19 protein-coding genes and 1 pseudogene are annotated in these 23,279 nt (G+C 72.1%); 8 read left to right on the forward strand and 12 right to left on the reverse strand.

Annotation, left to right across the window (positions count from 1 at the left end):
* Positions 1-3: 3 nt before the first annotated feature.
* Positions 4-1,005, reverse strand: coding sequence for a helix-turn-helix transcriptional regulator (locus ACZ60X_RS42165; RefSeq protein ID WP_469610823.1), 1,002 nt, complete (start codon positions 1,003-1,005; stop codon positions 4-6).
* A gap of 249 nt (positions 1,006-1,254) precedes the next feature.
* Here ACZ60X_RS42165 and ACZ60X_RS42170 point away from each other — a divergent pair, with 249 nt between their 5' ends.
* From ACZ60X_RS42170 to ACZ60X_RS42190, 5 genes are all read left to right on the forward strand, one after another.
* Positions 1,255-2,715 carry an MFS transporter gene (locus ACZ60X_RS42170; protein ID WP_469610867.1) on the forward strand — a complete coding sequence of 487 codons (1,461 nt, stop codon included), beginning with the start codon at positions 1,255-1,257 and terminating at the stop codon, positions 2,713-2,715.
* A 218-nt stretch (positions 2,716-2,933) separates the two neighbouring features.
* Positions 2,934-3,695 (forward strand): DeoR/GlpR family DNA-binding transcription regulator, encoded by a 762-nt coding sequence (locus ACZ60X_RS42175; RefSeq protein ID WP_469610825.1) that lies wholly within the window; start codon positions 2,934-2,936, stop codon positions 3,693-3,695.
* Complete coding sequence (pfkB, locus tag ACZ60X_RS42180; protein WP_469610827.1) at positions 3,692-4,639, forward strand: 1-phosphofructokinase; 948 nt, start codon at positions 3,692-3,694, stop codon at positions 4,637-4,639. Before ACZ60X_RS42175 ends, pfkB begins: the two co-directional genes overlap by 4 nt.
* 862 nt (positions 4,640-5,501) lie before the next feature.
* Entirely contained in the window at positions 5,502-7,754 is a 2,253-nt protein-coding gene (locus ACZ60X_RS42185) for a PTS fructose transporter subunit IIABC (protein ID WP_469610829.1), read from the forward strand.
* Positions 7,755-7,872: 118 nt separating this feature from the next.
* Positions 7,873-8,124 carry a hypothetical protein gene (locus ACZ60X_RS42190; protein ID WP_469610831.1) on the forward strand — a complete coding sequence of 84 codons (252 nt, stop codon included), beginning with the start codon at positions 7,873-7,875 and terminating at the stop codon, positions 8,122-8,124.
* A gap of 430 nt (positions 8,125-8,554) precedes the next feature.
* Here the strand turns inward: ACZ60X_RS42190 and ACZ60X_RS42195 are convergent, their stop codons facing one another.
* From ACZ60X_RS42195 to ACZ60X_RS42210, 4 genes are all read right to left on the reverse strand, one after another.
* Positions 8,555-9,301 carry a DUF6227 family protein gene (locus tag ACZ60X_RS42195; RefSeq protein ID WP_469610833.1) on the reverse strand — a complete coding sequence of 249 codons (747 nt, stop codon included), beginning with the start codon at positions 9,299-9,301 and terminating at the stop codon, positions 8,555-8,557.
* Between the two features lie 157 nt (positions 9,302-9,458).
* Positions 9,459-10,673, reverse strand: coding sequence for a L,D-transpeptidase (locus ACZ60X_RS42200; protein ID WP_469610835.1), 1,215 nt, complete (start codon positions 10,671-10,673; stop codon positions 9,459-9,461).
* Positions 10,674-10,819: 146 nt separating this feature from the next.
* On the reverse strand, positions 10,820-11,860 hold the full coding sequence (locus ACZ60X_RS42205) for a P1 family peptidase (RefSeq protein WP_469610837.1): 1,041 nt from the start codon (positions 11,858-11,860) through the stop codon (positions 10,820-10,822).
* A 70-nt stretch (positions 11,861-11,930) separates the two neighbouring features.
* Entirely contained in the window at positions 11,931-13,169 is a 1,239-nt protein-coding gene (locus tag ACZ60X_RS42210; protein ID WP_469610839.1) for a low temperature requirement protein A, read from the reverse strand.
* A 121-nt stretch (positions 13,170-13,290) separates the two neighbouring features.
* Between ACZ60X_RS42210 and ACZ60X_RS42215 the strand changes: the two genes are divergently transcribed.
* Positions 13,291-13,467: a hypothetical protein gene (locus ACZ60X_RS42215; RefSeq protein WP_469610841.1), complete on the forward strand. Its 177-nt coding sequence runs from the start codon at positions 13,291-13,293 to the stop codon at positions 13,465-13,467.
* A gap of 19 nt (positions 13,468-13,486) precedes the next feature.
* On the opposite strand, the gene mscL is transcribed toward ACZ60X_RS42215, so the two are convergent.
* From mscL to ACZ60X_RS42245, 6 genes are all read right to left on the reverse strand, one after another.
* Positions 13,487-13,963, reverse strand: coding sequence for a large conductance mechanosensitive channel protein MscL (gene mscL / locus ACZ60X_RS42220; protein WP_469610844.1), 477 nt, complete (start codon positions 13,961-13,963; stop codon positions 13,487-13,489).
* Positions 13,964-14,101: 138 nt separating this feature from the next.
* Positions 14,102-14,671, reverse strand: coding sequence for a hypothetical protein (locus ACZ60X_RS42225; protein WP_469610846.1), 570 nt, complete (start codon positions 14,669-14,671; stop codon positions 14,102-14,104).
* Positions 14,672-14,839: 168 nt separating this feature from the next.
* Positions 14,840-15,673, reverse strand: a complete 834-nt coding sequence (locus ACZ60X_RS42230) for an S-methyl-5'-thioadenosine phosphorylase (RefSeq protein ID WP_469610848.1) — start codon at positions 15,671-15,673, stop codon at positions 14,840-14,842.
* A 100-nt stretch (positions 15,674-15,773) separates the two neighbouring features.
* The gene (locus ACZ60X_RS42235) at positions 15,774-16,088 is read right to left on the reverse strand and encodes an FmdB family zinc ribbon protein (protein WP_469610850.1); all 315 of its coding nucleotides are present in this window, start codon (positions 16,086-16,088) and stop codon (positions 15,774-15,776) included.
* A gap of 67 nt (positions 16,089-16,155) precedes the next feature.
* On the reverse strand, positions 16,156-17,451 hold the full coding sequence (locus ACZ60X_RS42240; protein ID WP_469610852.1) for an MFS transporter: 1,296 nt from the start codon (positions 17,449-17,451) through the stop codon (positions 16,156-16,158).
* 287 nt (positions 17,452-17,738) lie between these two features.
* Entirely contained in the window at positions 17,739-19,289 is a 1,551-nt protein-coding gene (locus tag ACZ60X_RS42245; RefSeq protein WP_469610854.1) for a potassium/proton antiporter, read from the reverse strand.
* A 223-nt stretch (positions 19,290-19,512) separates the two neighbouring features.
* On the opposite strand from ACZ60X_RS42245, the gene ACZ60X_RS42250 reads away from it, so the two are divergent.
* Entirely contained in the window at positions 19,513-22,350 is a 2,838-nt protein-coding gene (locus ACZ60X_RS42250) for a penicillin acylase family protein (protein WP_469610856.1), read from the forward strand.
* An 89-nt stretch (positions 22,351-22,439) separates the two neighbouring features.
* On the opposite strand, the gene ACZ60X_RS42255 is transcribed toward ACZ60X_RS42250, so the two are convergent.
* On the reverse strand, positions 22,440-23,021 hold the full coding sequence (locus ACZ60X_RS42255; RefSeq protein WP_469610869.1) for a 5-formyltetrahydrofolate cyclo-ligase: 582 nt from the start codon (positions 23,019-23,021) through the stop codon (positions 22,440-22,442).
* 125 nt (positions 23,022-23,146) lie between these two features.
* Between ACZ60X_RS42255 and ACZ60X_RS42260 the strand changes: the two are divergent.
* Positions 23,147-23,279: pseudogene (locus ACZ60X_RS42260) on the forward strand (UTP--glucose-1-phosphate uridylyltransferase); the annotation flags it as partial.

Genomic DNA, 23,279 nt, shown 5'->3' on the forward strand with positions numbered 1-23,279 from the left:
GGATCAGGTTCCCACGGGCGGCTGCGCGCCCTCGGCTCGCCCGGCCCACCCCGCCCGGCTCAGCCGGTCGCCCAACTCCCGTGCACTCGCGGCCAGTTCGTCCGGTTCCCGCACGGTGAAATCGAAGCCGGCCGTCGCGAGCCGTACCGCCAGCCACTCGACGGGGTCGCCGGAGCTGCCCCGCAGGACGCAGCCGCCCTGCCCGTCGTCCTCCGGCGCTCCCAGCCAGGCCGGAACCCGCGCGGCGACCTCACCGGCCGGGGCGGCGAAGCGCACCGTGAACTCGTACGTCTCCTGCCGCCGGTTGATGGATCGCCGCAGATACTCGGCGGCGTCCCCCGTCGGCAACTCCCGTGGCGCGAACCGCGCTCCGGTCGCGAACGGCTCGCTCACCCGGTCCACCCGGAACGTGCGCCAGTCGTCGCGGTCGAGGTCGTAGGCGACCAGGTACCAGCGCCGTCCCGTCGAGACCAGCCGGTGCGGCTCGGTCAGCCGCCGTGTCTCGCCCCCTTCCCTGTCGCGGTAGGCGAACCGCAGTCGTTCGTGTCCCGCCACCGTCGACGCCATCACCGTCAGTGTCTCCGGCTCGATGCTCGCCCCGTCCCCACTGGTCAGCGGCGTGGTCGCGGCCTGCAGCGTGGACACCCGGTGGCGCAACCGCGCGGGCAGCACCTGCTCCAGTTTGGCCAGGGCCCGTACCGACGCCTCGTCCACGCCCGCCACGGCGTGCCCGGCACCGGCCCGCAGCCCCACCGCGATCGCCACCGCCTCCTCGTCGTCCAGCACCAGCGGCGGCATCGCCTTGCCCGCCACCAGCCGGTACCCGCCGTCCGCGCCCTTCGTCGCCTGCACCGGATAGCCCAGCTCCCGCAGCCGGTCGATGTCCCGCCGCACGGTACGCCGCGACACGCGGAGCCGCTCGGCCAGTTCACCGCCGGGCCACTCGCGCGGAGTCTGGAGGAGCGACAGCAACTGCAGCAGCCGGGCGGGTGTGTCGGTAGTCATGCCCACGAGGATGCCGTACCTATAGGACATGATCTGGCCTAATAGCGGTCTAGCTTTCCGGTCATGACCACCACGGAACAGACCCTCACTCCGCGGCCGGCCCGGGACGAAGCGCCGCCCACCGGTGACATGCCGCCCACCGGTGCCCTGCCGACCGCCGACGACGTGCCGAGCACCGGCGACATCCCGTCCGCGGACGGTGCCCCGGCCCCCGCCGACCGGCGTCGCTGGTTCGCCCTGGCCATCGTCATGACCGCGGCCTTCATGGACCTGGTGGACGTGACGATCGTCAATATCGCCATCCCCTCCATTCAGCGCGACGCCAGCGCCTCGGTGAGCCAGATCCAGTGGATAACCGCCGGATACGCCCTCGCCTTCGCCGCTGCCCTGATCACCGGAGGCAGGCTCGGTGACATCCACGGCCGCAGGCGGCTGTTCCTGGTCGGCATCGGAGGCTTCACCCTCGCCTCCGCCCTGTGCGGCTTCGCCGTGAACCCGGAGATGCTGGTCGTCTCCCGCGTCCTTCAGGGCGGCATGGCGGCGATGATGGTGCCTCAGGTGCTGTCCATCGTGCACGCCACCTTCCCGGCCCATGAACGCGGCAAGGTCTTCGGTCTGTTCGGCGCGATCGTCGGCCTGGGCGCGGTCTCCGGCCCCCTGCTCGGTGCCCTGCTGACGGAATGGAACCTCTTCGGCCTCGAATGGCGCCCCATCTTCCTCATCAACCTCCCCGTCGGTGTCGCGGCCTTCCTCCTCGGCCGCCGCTTCATCACCGAGTCCAAGGCCCCCAGGGCCCTGAAGCTCGACCTCGTCGGCGTGGCCCTGGTCTCGCTGGGCCTGCTGATGCTGCTGTACCCGCTCACCCGCGGCCGCGAGCTGGGCTGGCCGCTGTGGGGGTACGGCTGCATGGCCGGTGCGCTCGTCGTCTTCGCCGCGTTGGTGTCGTACGAAAAACGGAAGGCCGCGAGGGACGGTTCCCCGCTCGTCGAACTGTCCCTCTTCCGGGTGAAGAGCTTCGCCGCGGGCATCGCCGTACAGACCGTCTTCGGCGTCGCGCTCGGCATCTTCTTCCTGGTCTGGACGCTGTACATGCAGGTCGGTCTGGGCTGGAGCCCGCTGCGGGCCGGTCTGACCGGGGTGCCGTTCTCCGTCGCGGTGTCCGTGGCCGCCGGGATGTCGGTGCAGAAGCTGGTGCCGCGCTTCGGCCGCGAGGTGCTGCGGGCGGGCGCGCTGGTGATGGGCGCGGGCGTGCTGCTCTATCTCTGGGAGGCCCACCGCTACGGCCTTTCCATCGCCTCCTGGCAGATGGCCCTGCCGCTGGCCGTGATGGGGGCCGGCATGGGGCTGATCGTGGCGCCGCTGACGGACGCGGTGCTCTCGGGGGTGCCGCGCGAGCACGCCGGGTCCGCGTCCGGTCTGATCAACACCGTGCAGCAGATGGGCAACGCGCTCGGGCTGGGGCTCGTGTCGGTGGTCTTCTTCGGGCGGATCGGCGACCGGTTGGCTCCGGCCGAGGTCGGCCCCGCCTTCGTGCACGCCTTCCAGTACGCGCTGTGGTGGGTCGCCGGGATCATGGGCGCGATCTTCCTGCTGATGTCCGCCCTGCCGAAGCGGCCGGCGCAGCATGCGGAGGGGGCGGCCGAGGAGAAGCTCATGGCGGCCGAGGGGGAGGTTCCGGCGACCGGGAACCAGCCGGAGCCGGTGGCCTGACCCGGCCGACCGGTCATGACGAGGGCCCGGCACCGGCCAGGTGCCGGGCCCTCGCGCCGTCCGTCCGCGGTGCCCAGCCGCACGGATGGAAGTCCGTTCATGCCCGATTGAAGCCTGAACCTGTTTACATTCCGGAAAGGTGGGCGTAGCCTCACCGTGAAACCACACGTTCGGGCGTGACTCGGAAGTGAACGGACATCGAGGCGGAGGCCGGCGACATGTACGCACCGGAACGGCAGCAGGAGATCCTCCGGCTCGCTCGTGACGGCGGCCGGGTGGACGTGCTGTCGCTCGCCGAGGAGTTCCAGGTCACGGCGGAGACGATCCGCCGCGATCTGAAGGCCCTCGACCGCGCCGGCCTGGTCCGCCGCGTGCACGGCGGCGCCATCCCCGTCGGCCGTCTCGACTTCGAGCCGGACCTCACCGAGCGCGAGTCCACCGCCGCCGACGAGAAGGACCGCATCGCCAAGGCCGCCCTCGCCGAACTGCCGACCGAGGGGACGCTGATCCTCGACGCCGGTACGACGGTGGCGCGGCTGGCCGCCGCCATTCCGCTGGAGTCCTCGCTCACCGTCGTCACGCACAGCCTGCCGATCGCGGCGCGCCTCGCGGACCACCCCGGCATCCAGCTCCACCTCGTCGGGGGGCGGGTACGGCACCGTACGCGCGCCGCCGTCGACGCGTGGGCGCTGCGCGCGTACGGCGAGATCCGGGCGGACGTGCTGTTCGTGGCGGCCAACGGCTTCTCCGCCGAGCACGGACTGACCACCCCCGACCTCGCCGAGGCCGCGGTGAAGCGGGCCGCCGTCGCCGCCGCCCGCCGCGTGGTGCTGCTGGCCGACTCCTCCAAGCACGGCCAGGAGCACTTCGCCCGCTTCGGCGACCTGAGCGACGTGGACCTGCTGATCACCGACAGCGGGTTGAGCCCCGAAGACTCCGCCGCCATCGAGCGCGGCGGCACGGAAGTAGTGCGCGCATGATCCTCACCGTCACCCCCAATCCCTCCCTCGACCGCACCTACGAGGTCCCCACCCTGGAGCGCGGCGAGGTCATCCGCGCCACCGGCGAGCGCATGGACCCGGGCGGCAAGGGCGTGAACGTCTCGCGCGCCGTGGCGGCCGCCGGGCAGCGCACGGTCGCCGTCCTGCCCCTGGGCGGTGCGCCGGGCGCACTCATCGCCGATCTGCTCGACGCGCAGGGCATCGAGGTCGCACCGGTCCCGGTCGCCGGAGCCACCCGCTCCAACATCGCGCTCGCCGAGGCGGACGGGGTGCTCACGAAGATCAACGCGCCGGGGCCCGAGCTGTCGCCGGCGGAGCAGGAACTCCTCCTGGACACGGTGCGCACGCAGTCGGGCGACGCCGACTGGATCGCGTGCTGCGGCAGCCTGCCCCGGGGGCTCGCGCCCTCGTGGTACGCCGACGTCGTCACGCGGGCGCACGCCGGGGGCGCGCGCATCGCCCTGGACACCTCCGGGCGTGCGCTGCTGGAGGCCCTGCGTGCGCGGCCCGACGTGGTGAAGCCCAACGCCGAGGAGCTCGCGGGAGCCGTCGGGCGCCCCCTGGCGACGGTCGGCGACGCGCTCAAGGCGGCCGAGGAGCTGCGGGACATGGGCGCGCGCGCCGTGCTCGCCAGCCTGGGCGCGGACGGGCAACTGCTCGTGGAGGACGAGGGCGCCTGGTTCGCCCACGCGCGCGTGGACACCGTCCGCAGCAACGTCGGTGCCGGCGACTCCTCCCTCGCCGGCTTCCTGATCGCCGGCGGCAGCGGCCCCGAGGCCCTCGCCTCCGCCGTCGCCCACGGCGCCGCCGCCGTCCAGCTCCCCGGCAGTGTGATGCCGACCCCCGCCGACCTGGACCCGGCGGTGGTGACCGTCACGGCCGACATCCCGCTCGACCGGGAACTGACGGAGCCGGTGTCATGACCCCCCTCCCCCGGCCCGGCACCCGCCCCGGCACCCGGCGTCTTGGCGCTCGCCCCGCGCCGGTGCGCCCGGCTGCGTACCTCGACCCGCGGCGGCCGACCGCCGGCTCGGCACGCGTGTGGGCAGGCGTACGCCCGGTCTCCGGGTGCCTGGGCGGGTGCTTCCGCGGACAGCGTCTGGGTACGGATTCCGTATGGGCGCGCCCGGACGCCCGTTTCCGCACCCGGCGCCTGGGCGCACACCCCGGCTCCGCCTCCCGGCCGGCCCCACCCCCCGTACCCGTGCACGAGGACGCCGCCAACCGGCCGGCCGCCGATCGACTGGTCCCTGATCGACCGGCCGCGGTTCGACTGGTCCCTGAGCGCCTGGCCGCCGTCCGGCCGGCCGTCAACCGGCTGGCCGACGATCGACTGGTCCGCGAGGGACCGGCCTCTGAGCGCCTGGCCGACGATCGACTGGTCCGCGAGGGACCGGCCTCTGAGCGCCTGGCCGACGATCGACTGGTCCGCGAGGGACCGGCCTCTGAGCGCCTGGCCGCCGATCGACTGGTCCCTGATCGACCGGCCGCGGTTCGACTGGTCCCTGAGCGCCTGGCCGCCAACCGGCCGGCCGCCACCGGGCTGGCCGGCCACCGACCGGCCGGCAACCAGCTGGCCGCCGTCCGGCCGGCCCCCGTGCGGCGGGGAGTCCCGTTACTCGCCGCGGTCACCCGGCGGCACCGCCGGCCGAGCCAGGGTGCCGTCTCCGGGAGGCGGGGTTTCCCCGGCTCCGCCCCCCGGTCGGCCCCACGCCCCCACCGCACCCCCGTCCCCCTTTCCGCCCACCCTTTCCCCTGGGCGATACGCGTGCATAGGAGCCCGCGATGAGCGACATGATCACCGCGGACCTGGTCGACCTCGACCTGTCCGCCGACACCAAGGAAGCGGCGGCTCGTGCCCTCGCCGAGCGCATGGTGGCCCAGGGCCGGGTGACCGACCTGGAGGGCTTCCTCGCCGACGTGGCCGCCCGCGAGGCCCAGATGCCGACCGGCCTCGACGGCGGCATCGGCATCCCGCACTGCCGCAGCGCCCACGTCACCGAGCCGACCCTCGCCTTCGGCCGCAGCTCCGCGGGCATCGACTTCGGCGCCCCGGACGGCCCGGCCGATCTGATCTTCCTGATCGCGGCCCCGGCAGGTGCCGACGACGCCCACCTCACGATCCTCTCCTCCCTGGCCCGCCAGCTGATGAACGCCGAGTTCACCTCGGCGCTGCGCGCGGTGACCGACGCGCAGACGGCGGCGTCGCTGATCCGCGGGGACGAGAAGCCCTCGATGGCGCGGGCGGACGCGGAGCCTTCCGGACAGGGCGCGGACGGCGCGGTGAGCGCCGGGAGCGCGAGTGCGGGCGAGGGCGCGGGGATCGGCGAAGGCGCCAGGGGCGCGAACGCGCCGGAAAGCGCCACCGAGGGCGCCGTGGGCGCCTCCACGGACACCGCTGCGACGCCGGTGGCGGCCTCCGCCGGCGCCGCAGCGGCCACGACGGCCACGACGACGGCGCGGGCACAGGGCGACACGGCCGCCCCGGCCCCAGGACCCGCGGCCGGCTCCGCCTCGGACTCCGGCGCGCGCCCCTTCCGTATCGTCGCGGTCACCTCCTGCCCGACCGGCATCGCCCACACCTACATGGCGGCCGAGTCCCTGGAGAACGCGGGCCGAGAGGCGGGCGTCGAGCTGGTCGTCGAGACGCAGGGCTCGGCCGGCTTCACCCGGCTCGACCCGCAGGTGATCGCGGCGGCGGACGGCGTGATCTTCGCGCACGACGTCCCCGTCCGCGACAAGGACCGCTTCGCCGGCAAGCCGACCGTCGACGTCGGCGTGAAGGCGGGCATCAACCGCGCCGCCGAACTCATCGGCGAGGTACGCGAGAAGGCGGCGCGCGGCGAGACGAGCGCCCCGGCGTCCGCCGCCTCCGGTACCCCGGTCGAGCGTGCGGGCGACTCCACCGAGGGTTACGGCAGCAAGCTCCGCAAGTGGCTGATGTCCGGCGTGAGCTACATGGTGCCGTTCGTCGCCGCGGGCGGCCTCCTCATCGCCCTGGGCTTCGCGATCGGCGGCTGGCAGGTCAACAAGGCACCGTCGGTCATGGACCACTTCGTGTGGACCCAGACCGGCAGCTGGGGCGCCCTGCTCTTCCAGATCGGCGGCGTGGCCTTCAAGTTCCTCGTCCCGGTCCTGGCCGGCTACATCGCCTACGGCATGGCCGACCGCCCCGGTCTCGTCCCCGGCTTCGTCGGCGGCGCGATCGCCCTCGACATCAACGCGGGCTTCCTCGGCGGCCTGGCGGCCGGCCTGATCGCCGGTGGCGTGGTGATGGCGATCCAGAAGGTGCAGATCCCGGCGGCGCTGCGCGGCATCATGCCGGTGGTGGTGATCCCGCTGATCTCCTCGGCGATCGTCGGATTCCTGATGCTCGTCGTGATCGGCAAACCCATCGCCAGCGCCCAGAAGGGCCTCACCGACTGGCTGAACGGCCTCACCGGCACCAACGCCATCCTGCTCGGCGCCCTGCTCGGCCTGATGATGTGCTTCGACCTGGGCGGACCGATCAACAAGGTCGCCTACACCTTCGCCACCGCCGGCATCGCGGTCTCCAACCCCGCTGACTCCGCGATGAAGATCATGGCCGCGGTGATGGCGGCCGGCATGGTCCCGCCGCTGGCGATGGCCCTGGCCACCACCGTCCGCGGCACGCTGTTCACCCAGACCGAGCGCGAGAACGGCAAGGCCGCCTGGGTCCTGGGCGCCTCCTTCATCTCCGAGGGCGCGATCCCGTTCGCCGCGGCCGACCCGCTGCGGGTCATCCCGTCCTCCATGGTGGGCGGCGCGCTCACCGGCGCCCTGTCGATGGCCTTCGGCGCCACCCTGCGCGCTCCGCACGGCGGCATCTTCGTCGTCCCGCTGATCGGCAACCCGCTGCTGTACCTGGTCGCCGTCGCGGCCGGCGTGTGCGCCACCACGGCCCTGGTCGTCCTCCTCAAGGGCATGCGCAAGCAGACCCCCGAGTCCACGGCCGGCGGCCCCGCCGCGAACGCGCCCACGGCGCCGAAGGAGACCAAGCAGCCGGTGGCGGCCTGACCACCGGCCGCGCCACCCGCGCCTTGTCCCTTTAGTTCGCTGTGAGTTGTTCACGGCACCTGCGAGATACGTCACGGTCCGGGGCCAACGTCCCGGACCGTGGTGTGTACTGGGAGGCATGCCTGAGCACGTCCCGACTCTCCAGTTGATCGGCGTGGCCGTCCTCGCTGCGGCGGCCGTCGTCTGGACCGCCACGCTGCTGCGCCTGCTGGGCCGCGGCGACCTGCCGTTCCCCGCCCGGCGCGCGACGACCCCGCTGCCGGCCGTGCCGCGTCAGGCCCAGGTCGGCCCCCCGCTGGAGTCCGTCGAGCTGACCCCCGCGGAACAGGACGCGTTCGCCGGCCTGGCCCGCCGACTCACCGGCGGCTGACGGCGAGACACCGCCCACCGGGGCCACGGCCCGCCATCCGGCCGCCCACCGCAAAGGCCCGGCGCCCAAGCCACCGGCACACGCCCCGGCGCTCGCCGCCCCTGCCGGCTCCGCACTCGCCCCGGCCCGCCCGGCTCCACGCCCGCCGCCCCCACCGTGCCGCGCTCTCGCCAGGCCCGAGAGCCGTCCCCGCCCGCCGTTGCACCGCGCACTCGCCGCCGTGTACCGCGCCTCGCTCCCGCCGCTCCCGCCAGGCCCGGCAATCGCCGTGACCCGGCGCGCCGCGCACTCGCCGCCGCCTGCCGCGCCCCGCACGCTCCGCCTACGTACGCCCCGGGGCCATCGCCCGCACCGCGCCGGTGCTCGCCATCCCCTCCGCCCGCGCCCGCTGTCCCCCTCAGCTGCGTACGCACCGCGCACCGCACGCCCGCTACCCCTGCCGCGCCGCGCGCCGTTCCATGGCGTCGCGGGCTTCGTCCTCCGACATGTAGACCTCGCACATGTGCCGTCCGTCGGGCGTCGCCGTGTGTTCGACCTCCCACAGGGAGATCTCGCTCTTGTCCGCCAGTAGGAACGCGTGCTCGTACAGCGCGTAGCTCAGGCCCGCGCGTCCGGCCCGTCCCGGGCGCCCGAACGCCTGGGTGATCTCGTGCGCGGTCGCCGTCGCCAGCAGCGCGGCCGTCTCCGCGCCGGGGCGGTCAGGGTTCTCCGCGCGGCGCAGCAGCCGGCGCGCGTGGTCCGCCGAGTCGTCGGAGACGAACACGTGCCGCGGCTCGGGGATCGCCCACAGCCGCATCAGCGCGGGCAGCTCGAACTCCGGTGCCTGGGGCGGCACTCCGAGCCGTGCCATGGCCGCCTGCAGCTCCTCGTCGTCGACGTACACCTCGTGGTCCGGGGCGCTGCCCGGCCCGGGGTTGTGGACCAGCTCCCACAGGGTGAGCGCCGAGCCGTCGGCGAGCAGCCAGGTGTGCCGGTACGTCTCCCGGTGCAGCCCCGCGCTGTGGTACGCGGAGTGCAGCGAACTGTCGTACGCCAGGGCGTGGTCGAGCTGCCTCAGCACCTCGTCTGGCAGCTCGAAGGAGTTCAGGGCACGGCCGAGGAGTCGCGCGAGATGCTCCTCCGGAGACTCGGGCGACTCGGCTGGTTCGTACGCTGCCGTCTCGTACGGAACGCTCAAGACATCTCCCGGCGTTGCTGCATGTCACCTTGTGGGTGCATACCGTAGCTCCTCGGTCGGACATCGTGTCCGGGAACCGAGAAAACGTACGGCGGGAAAACGCGCGGACCGCGCGAGAAGTTCCCGCGCGGCCCCACGGCACGTCAAAACTTGCCGGTCAGACGGCACTTCCCGCGGTCCAGGCGCTCCACGACATGTTCCAGCCGTTCAGCCCGTTGTCCGGGGCGACGGTGCTGTCGGGGGAGTTCTTCACGATCACGACGTCCCCGATGAGCGAGTTGTCGAAGAACCACTTGGCCGACGTGGCCCCCTGCCCGCCCTGCACGTCCGCCAGGCCGACGCAGCCGTGGCTGGTGCCCTCACGGCCGAACGGCGGGTTGCTCGGGTTGTACCAGTAATTGCCGTGGATGAACGTCCCCGACGTCGTCAGCCGCATCGCGTGCGGCACGTCCGGGATGTTGTAGGCGTTGCCCAGGCCGACCGTCCGGCTGTCCATGGGCGTCTGCGTGTACTTCTCGGAGATCACCATCTGCCCGTTGTACGTGGTGTGGTCCGGGCTGCCGGTGGAGATCGGGATGGTCTTGAACGTCTTGCCGTCCCGCACCACCGTCATCGTCTGCGTGTTGGCGTCGACGGTGGACACCTGCGACCGTCCGACGGTGAAGGAGACGGTCTTCTTCTGCACCCCGTAGACACCCTTCGTGCCCTGGACCCCGTCCAGGTCGATCTTCAGGGTGACCTTGGAACCGGCCTTCCAGTACTCCTGGGGGCGGAAGTCCAGCCGCTGGTCCCCGAACCAGTGCCCGACCACCTGCTGGCCGCTGCTGGAGTCGACCGTGATGTGCGACTGCACGGTCTTCTTGTCGCTGATCGCCTTGTCGAACGTGAACGACACCGGCATGCCCACCCCGACCGTGCTGCCGTTGTCCGGCGTGTAGGAGCCGATGAAGCTGTTCGCCGTGGTGACGGTGGTGAAGGTCGACTTGACCGCCGTGATACGCCCGTTGGCGTCCTTGGCGGTCGCGTCTATCTCGTACTTGGTCCCGCGGTCCAACTGCTCCTTCGGCTTCCAGCTGGTGCCGTCCGCCGATATCGCCCCGGCCACGGTCTGCCCGGACCCCGGCACGGTCATCTTCACCTCGGTCAGCCTGCCGTCGCTGACCTTCACACCGGTGGCGTTGATGGACGCGCCGGTCGAGCCGTCCTTCGCCGAGATCACGATCTGCGCCGCCGGTGTCTTGGGGGAGTCCTTGCCGCCCTTGTCGTCGGTGGCGTTGGCGCTGCCACCGCAGGCGGTCAGGGTGAGGGTGCCGACCATCAGGGCGGCACAGGCCCCCAGTACGCGCCGCGCTGCAATGTCCGGCGTTGTCACGGGCTGCTCCAGGTTCATGTGATTGTGCGTGATCCGTTCCAGTGCGTGAAGAAGGAGTGCGCGGACGCCCGCCAAGGTTCCCGCGAACGTCCACCAACGCCATCACGTGACAGAACCGCGACAATCCAGCCCCGCTGCCGCTCCCCTCACGACTCGCCGTGGAACCCCCCGTACAACTCCGCGTACGACGGCCACACTCCGCCCGGCCCCTCGACCGACTCGGCCGCGCGCACGCCCCGGACGATCGCGCGCGTCACGAGGTCCGCGCCGGCGGCCAGGATGTCGTTGAGTGCCAGGGGGTGCCCGTCGAGCGGGCGCGCTCCGGTCGCCAGCGCGAACACCGTGTCCCCGTCGTGCAGGAGGTGTACCGGCCGTACGGCGCGGGCGATCCCGTCGTGCGCCGTTCCCGCCAGCTTCTGCGCCTGCGCCTTGGAGAGGTCGGCATCGGTCGCGACCACCGCCAGCGTGGTGTTCAGCGGGGGCGGGGCGCTCCCGGCGGCGGCTTCGTCGAGCCGGCGACGCGCGGCCTGCACCACGTGCTCCCGCGGATACTCCACCCGTCCCTGCAGCAGCAAGTCCCCGTACAGCGCCCCCGAACCGGTGTCCACCACCGCGCCCGCGGCGTTCACGACGGCCAGGGCGGCCACGGTGATCCCCGAGTCGAGCACCGTGCTCGCGGTGCCCACCCCGCCCTTGAGCCGTCCGGCCGCGGCGCCCGTGCCGGCCCCGACACAGCCCTGCGGCACCCGGGCGCCCGGTGCCGTCGCCGCCGCGGCCTCGACCGCCGCGCGCCCCGTGGCCGCGTCGGGCCGCGCCCGGAAGGTCCCCCCGCGTCCCAGGTCGAAGAGGCACGCGGTGGGCACGACCGGCACGACGTGCTCGGGGTCGGGCCCCACCCGCACCCCCCGGCCCCGCTCCTCCAGCCAGGCCAGCACGCCGGACGCCGCGTCCAGCCCGTACGCGCTGCCCCCGGTCAGCACGATCGCGTCGACCCGCTGCACCAGGTTGCGCGGGTCGAGCGCGTCGGTCTCCTTGGTGCCGGGGCCGCCGCCGCGCACGTCCACGGCGGCGACGGCGCCGCCCTCGGGGGCGAGGACGACCGTGGTACCGGTGAGCCAGCCGTCCCCGCGGCGGGTGGCGTGGCCCACCCGCACTCCGGCGACGTCGGTCAATGCGTCAACTGTCATGGGGGCAAGTGTGGCTCGCCCGTCCGCCGCCGGGCCGTCCGCCGCGGTGCCGGCCGGCGACGGCGAGGGCTCAGCCGGCCGGCGCCGTCACACCCCCCGCGCGCTCCCGGCGGCCCGTGCGCGCCGTCAGGGCCGTGCCGGTCGCCACGGCCGCCGCGCACACGAGCCCGGCCGCCGGCACCGCCCAGCCGCCCAGGAAGGTGCAGCAGACCACCAGCAGCGCCGTGACCGGCATGACCATCTGCTGGGCGATGCCGACCTTGAAGTGCCGCGAGTGCAGCGCCCAGACGGTCAGCAGATACAGCGCCGTGGGCAGGGTCACCGCCGCCGAGGCGGACAGGGCGGAGAGGTGGGTCTTGCCGACCGCGTGCTCCACCGCGACCTCCAGACCGGCGCCGACGGCCGCGGCCGAGGCGAAGATCAGGTAATGGCCGTAGCCCCAGAGGAACGCCTGACCGTTGTCCCGCAGGCGGCCGTGGATGGGTACCACGAAGTAGATCCACCACGCGGAGAAGACGATCAGCAGGCCGCCCGCCGCGATCGGCAGCAACTCGCCCAACGCGCTGTGCTCGTCCACGGCCGACTTCACGGCGATCGTCGCCGCGGAGACCGTCTCGCCGAGCACGATGATGGTGAACAGCCCGTACCGCTCGGCGATGTGATGCGGATGCCAGGACGTCTCGTGGTGCTGCTCGGCGTACAGCGGCACGCACATCTCCGCGATCGCCATCACCAGGAACACCCAGGGCCGGGCAGGCCCGGGCAGCACCACCAGACCGAGCCAGCCGACCTGGCACAGCAGCACACCGCACGCGTAACGGAGCGCCGTGGTCCGCTCCGGGCCCGCGGCGGATCTGGCGGCTCTCAGCCACTGCGTGGCCATGGCCAGCCGCATGATCAGGTAGCCCAGCCAGACCACCAGGTAGTCGTGCTGCTGGAAGGCCCGGGAGACGCCGGCGGCCAGCACCAGGACGCCCGCGATCTGCACCAGTGTGACGACCCGGTAGAGCGCGTCGTCGTTGTCGTACGCCGAGGCGAACCAGGTGAAGTTCATCCAGGCCCACCAGACGGCGAAGAACTGCATGGCGTAGTCGAGGATCCCGCTGCCCGCGTGGCCTCCGGCGAGGGCGTGCACCAGCTGGACGCCCGCCTGCGCGATCGCCACCACGAAGCACAGGTCGAAGAACAGCTCAAGGGGAGAGGAGACCCGGTGCGCCTCGTGGCGCCCGCGCGCGGTGAGGCGTCGCAGATGTCCGGGGGGCTGGGGTGCGCCCGGGGAGGCGGGTGCGGGAGCGGAGCTCGACGTCATGCCTCCCAGGACAGCAGAAATCCGGCCCGAAAGCTTGTGGAGGCGTTTACCAGCGGGCGAGGTGTGCGTCCGCGCGGAGCACTCCGGAAGGCCGCCGGGAGCGGGACCGTACTCTTGAGGCATGAGTACCGTCCGCGCGCCCGAGCCGCCCGAACCGAAGCCCGCGCTGGTCTTCGACGATCCGCTGGACCAGCAGTCCTCGGACGACACCGACCGCGGGTGGGGCGAGCGCGCGGAGGGCGACAGCGCCGCCGACCTGAAGCGCTTCCTCGACGAGAAGCCGCCCCACCACCTGTGAACCGGCCGCGGCGGCGCCGCTAGCGCGCGTCGTGGCCCGAGCCGCGCTGCGCGACCAGCGCGTCGCGGATCTCCTTGAGCACCTCCAGCTCGGACACCTCGACGACCTCCTTCGTGCCTTCCCGCGCGGACTTCTGCGCCGCCTGCCGGGCGAGGTACTTCGACATCGGCAGGACCATCAGGAAGTACACGACCGTCGCGGTGATCACGAAGGTCAGCGTGGCGCCGACGACGGAGCCCCACAGGATCGGCACGCCGCTCTTGACCGTGCCGTCCGCGGCCACCTGGCAGGGATCCTTCAGACAGGTGCTGTAGTGATCCAGGTTCTGCGTGCCGATCGCGCCGACCAGCGGGTTGATGACCCCCTTCACCACCGAGTTCACGATGTTCGTGAAGGCCGCGCCGATGACCACCGCGACTGCCAGATCGACGACGTTGCCGCGCATCAGGAAGGCCTTGAAGCCCTGCCAGACGCTCGGTTCCTTCTTCGCGCTCACCTCGGGGACTCTCCTCGCATGCACAGGCTGTGGAACGAAACGCTCCGCAACCTACGGCACGATGCGCCCATCCTGTCCAACTCGATCGCTCGATCGAGCGACTTGACAGCGAGCCGCCGGCAAAGTGTCCCAGCTGGTTCAGCACAACGTCACCGCCAGGCGTGCCGTGGCGCTCGCGCCCACGAGTCCGGCCGCCGCGGCACGGGGCACCGACAACACCACCAACGCGCCGCTCTCGGCCGCGCCGTCCACCGGCTCGGGCACGCCGCTCACCCGCACCCCCCGCGCGAGCACCCGGGCGACACCGCCGGCCGACGGGTCCTCCGCGGCGATCACGTCGACGCGGTCGCCGGGACGCAGCAGCCGGACCGTGGCGGCGTCGGCGATCCGCACGGGTGCCGTGACCATGTCGGCCGACGGGTGGCGGCGAGCGGGCACCGTCGCCGGGTGCCCGCGGGCCTGGTCCGCGCGGTGCGGCTCGGCCGTCGTGCGCGGCCCGGCGGCCACGAGGGCGGCCGCGGTCACCGCGAGGCCGGCCGCGATGGCCCGCCTGCGGTGCCGCGCGAGCCGTTGCAGCTGGTAGCGCCCGCCGCGCACCCACACCGGAGGGAACTGCGGGACCTCACAGGTCGCGGGGGCGTCCGTGCCCAGCGGACGCGGGAGGCGCAGGGGAGGCGGGAACGAGGAGGGCGAGGAGGACCACGGCATGGGAGACCACCGCCTACGACGAGGAATTCGGACTGGACGCCACGATGAGGCATCGCGCCGAACCGCGTCGCAGACGGTGGATGACGGACGTGCTGTGGACAACTCGGCCACCCGAACGGGCCGTTCCGCCCGGTTGTCCACAGGGCCTGAGCGAAGGCGCCGGCGCCCTTACGGCAGTTCGAAGCCCGGGTGCATCCCGCCGAGCGCGTTCACGCACAGGCAGTCCCGCGCACCGGTCTCCGGCAGGGCCGCCACCGCGTCGAACAGCACGCCGCGCAACCGGTCCACGTTGGCGGCGAAGACCTCCAGCACCTCCTCGTGCGAGACGCCCTCGCCGGTCTCGGCACCCGCGTCGAGGTCGGTGACCAGGGTCAGCGTCGTGTAGCACAGCTCCAGCTCCCGGGCGAGCGCCGCCTCCGGGTGACCGGTCATGCCCACGACCGACCAGCCCTGCGCCTGGTGCCACAACGATTCTGCGCGGGTCGAGAAGCGCGGGCCCTCGACCACCACCAGCGTGCCGCCGTCCACTGGCTCCCACTCCCGCCCGCGCGCCGCCTTCAGCGCGACGGCCCGCCCGGTGGGGCAGTAGGGGTCGGCCATGGAGACGTGCACGACGTTCGGCACCGTGCCGTCGGGCAGCGGCAGTCCGTCGAAGTACGTCTGCGCCCGGGACTTCGTACGGTCCACCAGTTGGTCCGGCACGAGCAGGGTGCCGGGGCCGTACTCGGCGCGCAGTCCGCCCACCGCGCACGGGCCGAGCACCTGCCGGACGCCGAGGGAACGCAGCGCCCACAGGTTGGCGCGGTAGTTGATGCGGTGCGGGGGAAGGTGGTGGCCGCGGCCGTGCCGGGGCAGGAAGGCGACCCGCCGGCCGGCGATCTCGCCGAGGAAGAGGGAGTCGCTGGGCGGCCCGTAGGGGGTGTCCACCTGGACCTCGGTCACGTCCTCCAGGAACGCGTAGAAGCCTGAACCGCCGACTACGCCGATCTCTGCGTTCGCCATGGTCAGCACACTAGCCGCAGGCGGAACAGCGGGGGAGTCCGTGCCCGGAGGTGCCGAAAGCCCTGCCGTCGTGTGACGGCAGGGTGCGGTGCGAGCGGGATCAGGCGGCGGAGCTGCTGGTGCTGCTCGACGAGGAGGAGGACGGCTTCGAGTCCGACGACGACGTCGAGGACGACGAAGACGTGGTGGACGACGACGAGCCGGACGGCTTCGACGCCGGGCTGCTGCTCGACGAGGATCCGCGCGAGTCGTTGCGGTAGAAGCCGGAGCCCTTGAAGACGATGCCGACCGCGGAGAACACCTTCTTCAGGCGGCCACCGCAGCTGGGGCACTCGGTCAGGGCGTCATCGGTGAACTTCTGCACCGCCTCGAGGCCCTCGCCGCACTCGGTGCACTGGTACTGGTAGGTCGGCACTGTCTTCCTCCTGGCACTCTCACTCGATGAGTGCTAACGACGGTCCATAGTGACGCATTCCCGGGGATCAGTCCACCGTCACCGGCACGCGGTGACCGACGCCACGTGCGACGGTGACGTTCCGCTGCCGCGCGACCAGCCGGGACCGCAGCACCAGCAGGGTCACCAGCGCGAGCACCGTGCCGGCGGCCGGGACCAGGAATCCGGCGCCGTCCCACAGCCGGTCCTCCAGCTGCCCCGCGGCCGTGACCGCGGCCGCCTGCCCGAGGGCGACGGCACCGGTCAGCCAGGTGAAGGCCTCGGTGCGGGCGCCGGCCGGGACCAGGCCCTCGACCAGCGTGTAGCCGGTGATCAGCGCCGGCGCGATGCACATGCCGACCAGCAGGCCGAGGCCCGCGAGCAGCAGCACCGAGTGGGCCGTCCACAGCGCGGACGCGACGATCGCCAGCCCGGTGTAGCCGACGACCAGCCTGCGCTGCGGCGCTGCCTTCCACGCGATCGCGCCGCAGGCGATGCCGGACAGCATGTTTCCCGCGGCGAAGACGCCGTACAGGACGCCGTTCAGGCCGGGCTCGCCGATCGATTCGGTGAAGGCCGCGAGCGACACCTGCATGCCGCCGAAGACGGATCCGATGCCGAGGAAGGTGACGACCAGCACGCGTACGCCCGGCACACGCAGCGCGGACGCGTGCTCCACGCGCGCGTGCCCGTCGTCCGCGGTGACCGGCGGCTGGGTGCTCTTCTGCGCGGCGAACAGCAGGCCGCCGACGAGCGTCAGGGCGCCCTCCGTGACCAGCCCCGCCGCCGGGGTCACACCGGTGCACAGCGCGGTCGCCAGCAGGGGACCGAAGACGAAGGTCAGCTCGTCCGTGACCGACTCGAAGGCCGCCGCGGTGGCCATCAGGGGCGAGCCCTGGAGCTTCACGCCCCAGCGCGCCCGCACCATCGGGCCGACCTGCGGCACCGAGGCGCCCGTCGGCACGGCCGCCAGGAACAGCGCCCACAGCGGCGCGTGCGCCAGCGCGAGCGCCGTCAGGGACAGCCCCGACAGCGTGTGCACCAGCACGCCGGGGATCAGGACGGCGCGCTGGCCGTAGCGGTCGGCGAGGCGACCGCTGTACGGCGCGAAGAGCGCCATGGAGACCCCGGTCGCGGCCGCGGCGGCGCCCGCCGCACCGTAGGAGCCGGTGGTGTGCTGCACGAGCAGCACGATCGAGATCGTGAGCATCGCGAACGGCTGGCGCGCCGCGAAACCGGGGAGCAGGAACGTCCAGGCGCCGCGGGTGCGCAGCAGCTGTCCGTATCCCGGGCGGGACGGCGCCGACGGGTTCTGCGCCGGCTCGGTGGTGACCGTGGATTCCACGGCCCGTGCCTTTCTTCCGCCTGGTAGCGCGCCCGTGCGGGGGCGCCGAGAGCTGTCCTCTTGCGCGGAACTGCGGTAGATACCGGTGCCTCTGCGAAAGGGCGTTCCGGCCGCCATACGGTCGCGCCAGCTCTGCATCAGGCAGAGTTGGTTCGATCAGGGTGCCTTCATCCTACAGGGATCAAGGGCTTGTGCGCCTGTGAAACCGAGCACCACAGGGCTGTTCACCTGTGATTGGGGTCGGTGTGAATCGCCTGAAACGTACTGGTAACGCCGCCGCCCGGGGCTCACCGTCCGGCGGCCGCTCCGTTCGTGCCCAGCCACCCCGCCAGCTTGCCGCCGTGGGCGACCGCGCGCAGGCGCCGCTCCGCCGCGTCGCGCACCTGGTCGGTGGTGACGACCAGCAGTTCGTCGCCCCGGCGCAGCACCGTCGTCGGCAGCGGCACGAACGATTTTTCCTCGCGGACGACGAGCGTGACGCCGGCCCCGGTCGGCAGCCGCAGCTCGGCCACCTCCACACCGTGCATCCGGGAACCCTCGGGGATCGAGACGGACAGCAGGTGTCCGCGCAGCCGCTCCAGGGGTGCGGACTCGATGCCGAGGTCGGCGGCCTCGCCCTTCTCGCCCAGCCGCAGCAGGCGGGCCAGCCAGGGAAGGGTCGGCCCCTGCACCAGGGTGTAGACCACGACCAGGACGAAGACGATGTTGAAGATGCGGCGGCTGCCGGTGACGCCGTTCACCATCGGGATGGTCGCGAGGATGATGGGTACGGCACCGCGCAGGCCCGCCCACGACATCAGCGTCTGCTCCTGCCACGGCACGCGGAACGGCGCGAGGCTGAGGACCACGCTCAGCGGGCGGGCGACCATGGTCAGGGCCAGTCCGATGACCAGCGCGGGCCAGACGTCGTCGCCCAGATCGTGCGGGGTGACCAGCAGGCCGAGCAGGACGAACATGCCGATCTGCGCGATCCAGCCGAGCCCCTCGGCGAAGCCGCGCGTGGCGGGCCAGTGCGGGAGCTTGGCGTTGCCGAGCATCATCGAGGCCAGGTACACGGCCAGGAAGCCGCTGCCGTGTCCCAGGGCGCCTACGGCGTACGCCGTGACGGCGATGGCCATGACGGCGATCGGGTAGAGGCCGGAGGCGGGCAGGGCCACGTGCTTGAGCCCCCAGGACCCGGCCCAGCCCACCGCGAGCCCTATGGCGGCGCCGATGGCCAGCTCCAGGAGTATCTCGCCCAGCAGGACGTACCAGTGCTCGACCGGGCCGGCGGTGCAGAAGGCCACGACCAGGATGACCACCGGGGCGTCGTTGAAGCCGGACTCCGCCTCCAGCGTGCCCGTCACGCGCGCGGGGAGGGGGATTCTGCGCAGGACGGAGAAGACCGCCGCCGCGTCCGTCGAGGACACCACCGCGCCGATGATGAGGGCCTGCCGCCACTCCAGCCCGACCAGGTAGTGCGCGCCCGCCGCGGTGACGCCCACACTGACGGCGACGCCGACCGTCGCCAGGACGGAGGCGGACGCCAGAACCGGCCGAACCTCCTTCCACTTCGTGCCGAGACCGCCCTCGGCGAGGATCACGACCAGGGCCGCGTACCCCATGACCTGGGTCATCGCGGCGCTGCTGAAGTGGATGTGCCCCACGCCGTCCTGGCCCATGAGGATGCCGATCCCCAGGTACACGAGCAGGCTGGGCAGCCCGCTGCGGGAGGAGATCCGGACGGCCGCGACGGCGACGAGCAGGACCAGGGAGCAGACGAGCAGGAGCTGGTCGAGGTGGTGAACAGTCAGCGGCGGTTCCCTTCCTTGGCCCGCGCGCCGCGCGCGCGAACTCACGTACACAAGACCCGAGGCTGCGGCGCACCGCACCCAAGTACTTCGTTACCTTACCTAACTCTTGACGCTTTCTTGACGCTCGCCGGGGCAGGATCGAACGTTCGTACACGCTGGTTCCCCACTCCGCGTCAAGCGGGACAGGGCCCTGCGCCTATGGTTGCTCCAGCGCTCATTCAAAGTCACAGCCCGACCTGCCGCTCGCGTTAGGACAGCAAGGACAGCGATGCCCCCGAACACCACCGCCACAACGGGTGACACCGCCACCACCGGTGCCGCGCCCGCCAAGTCCGGCAGGAAGAAGGGGCGCAGAGCCCGTCTGATCGTGCTGGTGCTGGTCCTGGCCCTCATCGGAGGCATCGCCTACGGGGCGTACTGGTCGGTCAGCACCGTGCGCGCCTCCTTCCCGCAGACCACGGGTTCGATCACGCTCCAGGGCCTGTCCGGGCCGGTCGACGTCAAGCGGGACGGCAACGGCATCCCGCAGATCTACGCCTCGTCCGACCAGGACCTGTTCATGGCGCAGGGCTACGTCCAGGCGCAGGACCGGTTCTACGAGATGGACGTGCGCCGGCACATGACCTCCGGGCGCCTGTCGGAGATGTTCGGCAAGAGCCAGGTCAAGAACGACGAGCTCCTGCGCACCCTCGGCTGGGACCGGATCGCCAAGCAGGAGTACGACACCAAGCTGTCGGCGTCCACGAAGAAGTACCTGGACGCCTACGCCAAGGGCGTCAACGCCTACCTCCAGGGCAAGAACGGCAAGGACATCTCCCTGGAGTACGCGGCCCTCGGCCTCACCAACGACTACAAGCCGCAGCCGTGGACCCCGGTCGACTCGGTCTCCTGGCTGAAGGCGATGGCCTGGGACCTGCGCGGCAACATGCAGGACGAGATCGACCGCGCGCTGATGACCAGCCGCCTCGGCCCGCAGCAGATCCGGGACCTGTACCCGGACTACCCCTACGGCCGCAACAGGCCGATCGTCCAGGAAGGCCAGTACAGCGAGCTGACCAAGTCCTTCCGGCAGAGCGGCGCCACGGGCACGACGGGCACCGGCACGACGGGCACGGCGGGGACGACCGGCACGACGGGCGCCAGGGGTGCCTCCGCGGGCACGGCGGGGACGACCGGCTCCTCGGCCTCGGCCCGGACCGGTTCGTCGCTCACGAGCCAGCTGGGGGGCCTCTACAACGCCCTGGACAACCTGCCGACCGCCGTCGGCGTGAACGGCCAGGGGATCGGCTCCAACTCCTGGGTCGTCTCCGGGAAGTACACCATCACCGGCAAGCCGCTGCTGGCCAACGACCCGCACCTGGAGGCGTCCCTGCCGGGCGTCTGGTACCAGATGGGCCTGCACTGCCGCTCCGTCTCCAGCACGTGCCAGTACGACGTCACCGGCTACACCTTTGCCGGCATGCCCGGTGTGATCATCGGTCACAACGCCGACATCGCCTGGGGCATGACCAACTCCGGGGTCGACGTCACCGACCTCTACCTGGAGAAGGTGACCGCGAACGGCTACCTCTACGACGGCAAGGTCCGGCCCTTCCAGACCCGTGAGGAGACCATCGACGTCGCCGGGGGCTCGGCCAAGACGATCGTCGTCCGCCAGACCCAGGACGGCATGCCGCTGCTGTCCGACCGTGACGACGAACTCGTCCAGGTCGGCAGGAAGGCCACGGTCAACACCGCCGCCCCCGACCGCGGTGACGGCTACGGTGTCGCCCTGCGGTGGACCGCGCTCGACCCCGGCACCTCCATGGACGCCGTCTTCGCCCTCGACAGGGCCTCGAACTGGAGCGAGTTCCGCCAGGCGGCGGCCCTGTTCGACGTGCCCTCGCAGAACCTGGTCTACGCCGACACCGCGGGCCACATCGGCTACACGCTGCCCGGCAGGATCCCCACGCGCTCCGCGGTGGACGACGGCTCCGTCCCGGCGCCGGGCTGGGAGTCGAAGTACCGCTGGACCGGCTTCATCAAGCAGGACGAACTGCCCTACGAGTTCGACCCCAAGCGCGGCTACATCGTCACCGCCAACCAGGCCGTGGTGGACAAGGACAAGTACCCGTACACGCTCACCACCGACTGGGGCTACGGCACCCGCAGCCAGCGCATCACCGACCTGATCGAGTCCAAGATCAAGGACGGCGGCAAGATCTCCACCGACGACATGCGGCAGATGCAGCTGGACAACAGCAGCGAGATCGCCAAGCTCCTGGTGCCGCGGCTGCTGAAGCTCAACCTCGACGACAAGAACGTCCGCCAGGCGCAGAAGCTCCTGGAGGGCTGGGACTACACCCAGGAGTCGGACTCCGCGGCGGCCGCCTACTTCAACGCCGTGTGGCGCAACATCCTCAAGCTCGCCTTCGGCAACAAGCTCCCCAAGGAGCTGCGCGTCAAGGGACAGTGCCTGTGGGTCGACAAGATCGACAGCACCGGCCCGGTCGACGACAACACCAAGGTGCGCGAGTGCGGCGAGCGCGAGGCCGACCAGGCGCAGCCGGACGGCGGCGACCGCTGGTTCGAGGTCGTGCGCAACCTGATGGACAAGCCGGACAGCGACTGGTGGAAGACGCCCAAGTCGGGCACCCGCCCCGCCGCGACCAACATGGACCAGCTCTTCGCCCGCGCCATGATCGACGCCCGCTGGGAGCTGACCGCCAAGCTCGGCAAGGACATCGACACCTGGAACTGGGGCCGGCTGCACCGCCTGTTCCTGAAGAACCAGACGCTCGGCACCGACGGTCCCCAGATCCTCCAGTACATCCTCAACCGCGGACCCTGGAAGCTCAGCGGCGGCGAGGCCACGGTCAACGCCACCGGCTGGAACGCCGCGGGCGGCTACGGCGTCGTGTGGGTGCCGTCGATGCGGATGGTCGTCAACCTCGCCGACCTCGACAAGTCCAGGTGGATCAACCTGACCGGCGCCTCCGGGCACGCCTTCAGCGCGCACTACACGGACCAGACGGGCAAGTGGGCCAAGGGCGAGCTGCTGCCCTGGTCGTACTCGGCCGCCGCCGTCGACAAGAGCACCGGCGACACACTCGTCCTCAAGCCGTGAACCCCTGACGGCACGGCAGCCGGGAACGGCCCTCCACGCGCGCGTGGAGGGCCGTTCCCGTACAGGCGGCAGGGCGCGCGGATGCCCCGTCAGGCGCTCGGGAAGCGGCGCACGCCCGAAGGCGTCACCACCGCGTGCACCGGCCGGTCGTGCGCCTCCGCCGGGACACGCGCGACGACCTCCGTGTCGTACAGCAGTACCACGAGCCGGGGGCGCGCGTCCGCACGCTCCAGACGGGCCAGGACGCGGTCGTACGACCCTCCGCCGCGGCCCAGGCGCATCCCGCGCGCGTCCACCGCGAGTCCGGGCAGCAGGACCACGTCGGCGCCCGTCACGGCATCCGGCCCGAGGCGCGTGCCCGCGGGCTCCCAGAGCGCCATCCTCCCGCCGTGCCGGACCCGCGCGAGGGAGTCCGGGCCGGTGTACTCGCCCCAGTCCAGGTCGTTGTCCGGCAGGAGCGCCGGGAGCAGGACCCGTACGCCTCGCGCGCGCAGCGCGTCCAGCAGCGCGCGCGTGCCGGGCTCGCTCCCCACCGAGACGTACGCCGCCACCGTGCGCGCACGCGCCAGCTCGGGCAGCCCCAGCGCGCGCTCCGCCAGCGCGCGCCCTGTTGCGCCGGCGTCATCCGGTGGCAACCTGTTCCTCACCGCGAGGAGCTGTCGCCGCAACATTCGCTTGTCAGGCTCGCCGTTGCGTCCGTCGTGTTCCACGGGTCGTCCCGCGCCCTTCTTGATTGTTCAACGCAGTCATAAAGGGTCAACCATCAGAGCCACAGATTCCTGCAAAGGCACCGGTTATGGTGGCGGGCATGACTCAGTCGCACCCCAGGATCAGCAAGGCTGTCATTCCCGCGGCGGGTCTTGGCACCCGGTTCCTGCCGGCCACCAAGGCCACTCCCAAGGAGATGCTGCCGGTCGTCGACAAGCCCG

This window comes from Streptomyces sp. NPDC104106, assembly GCF_055584345.1.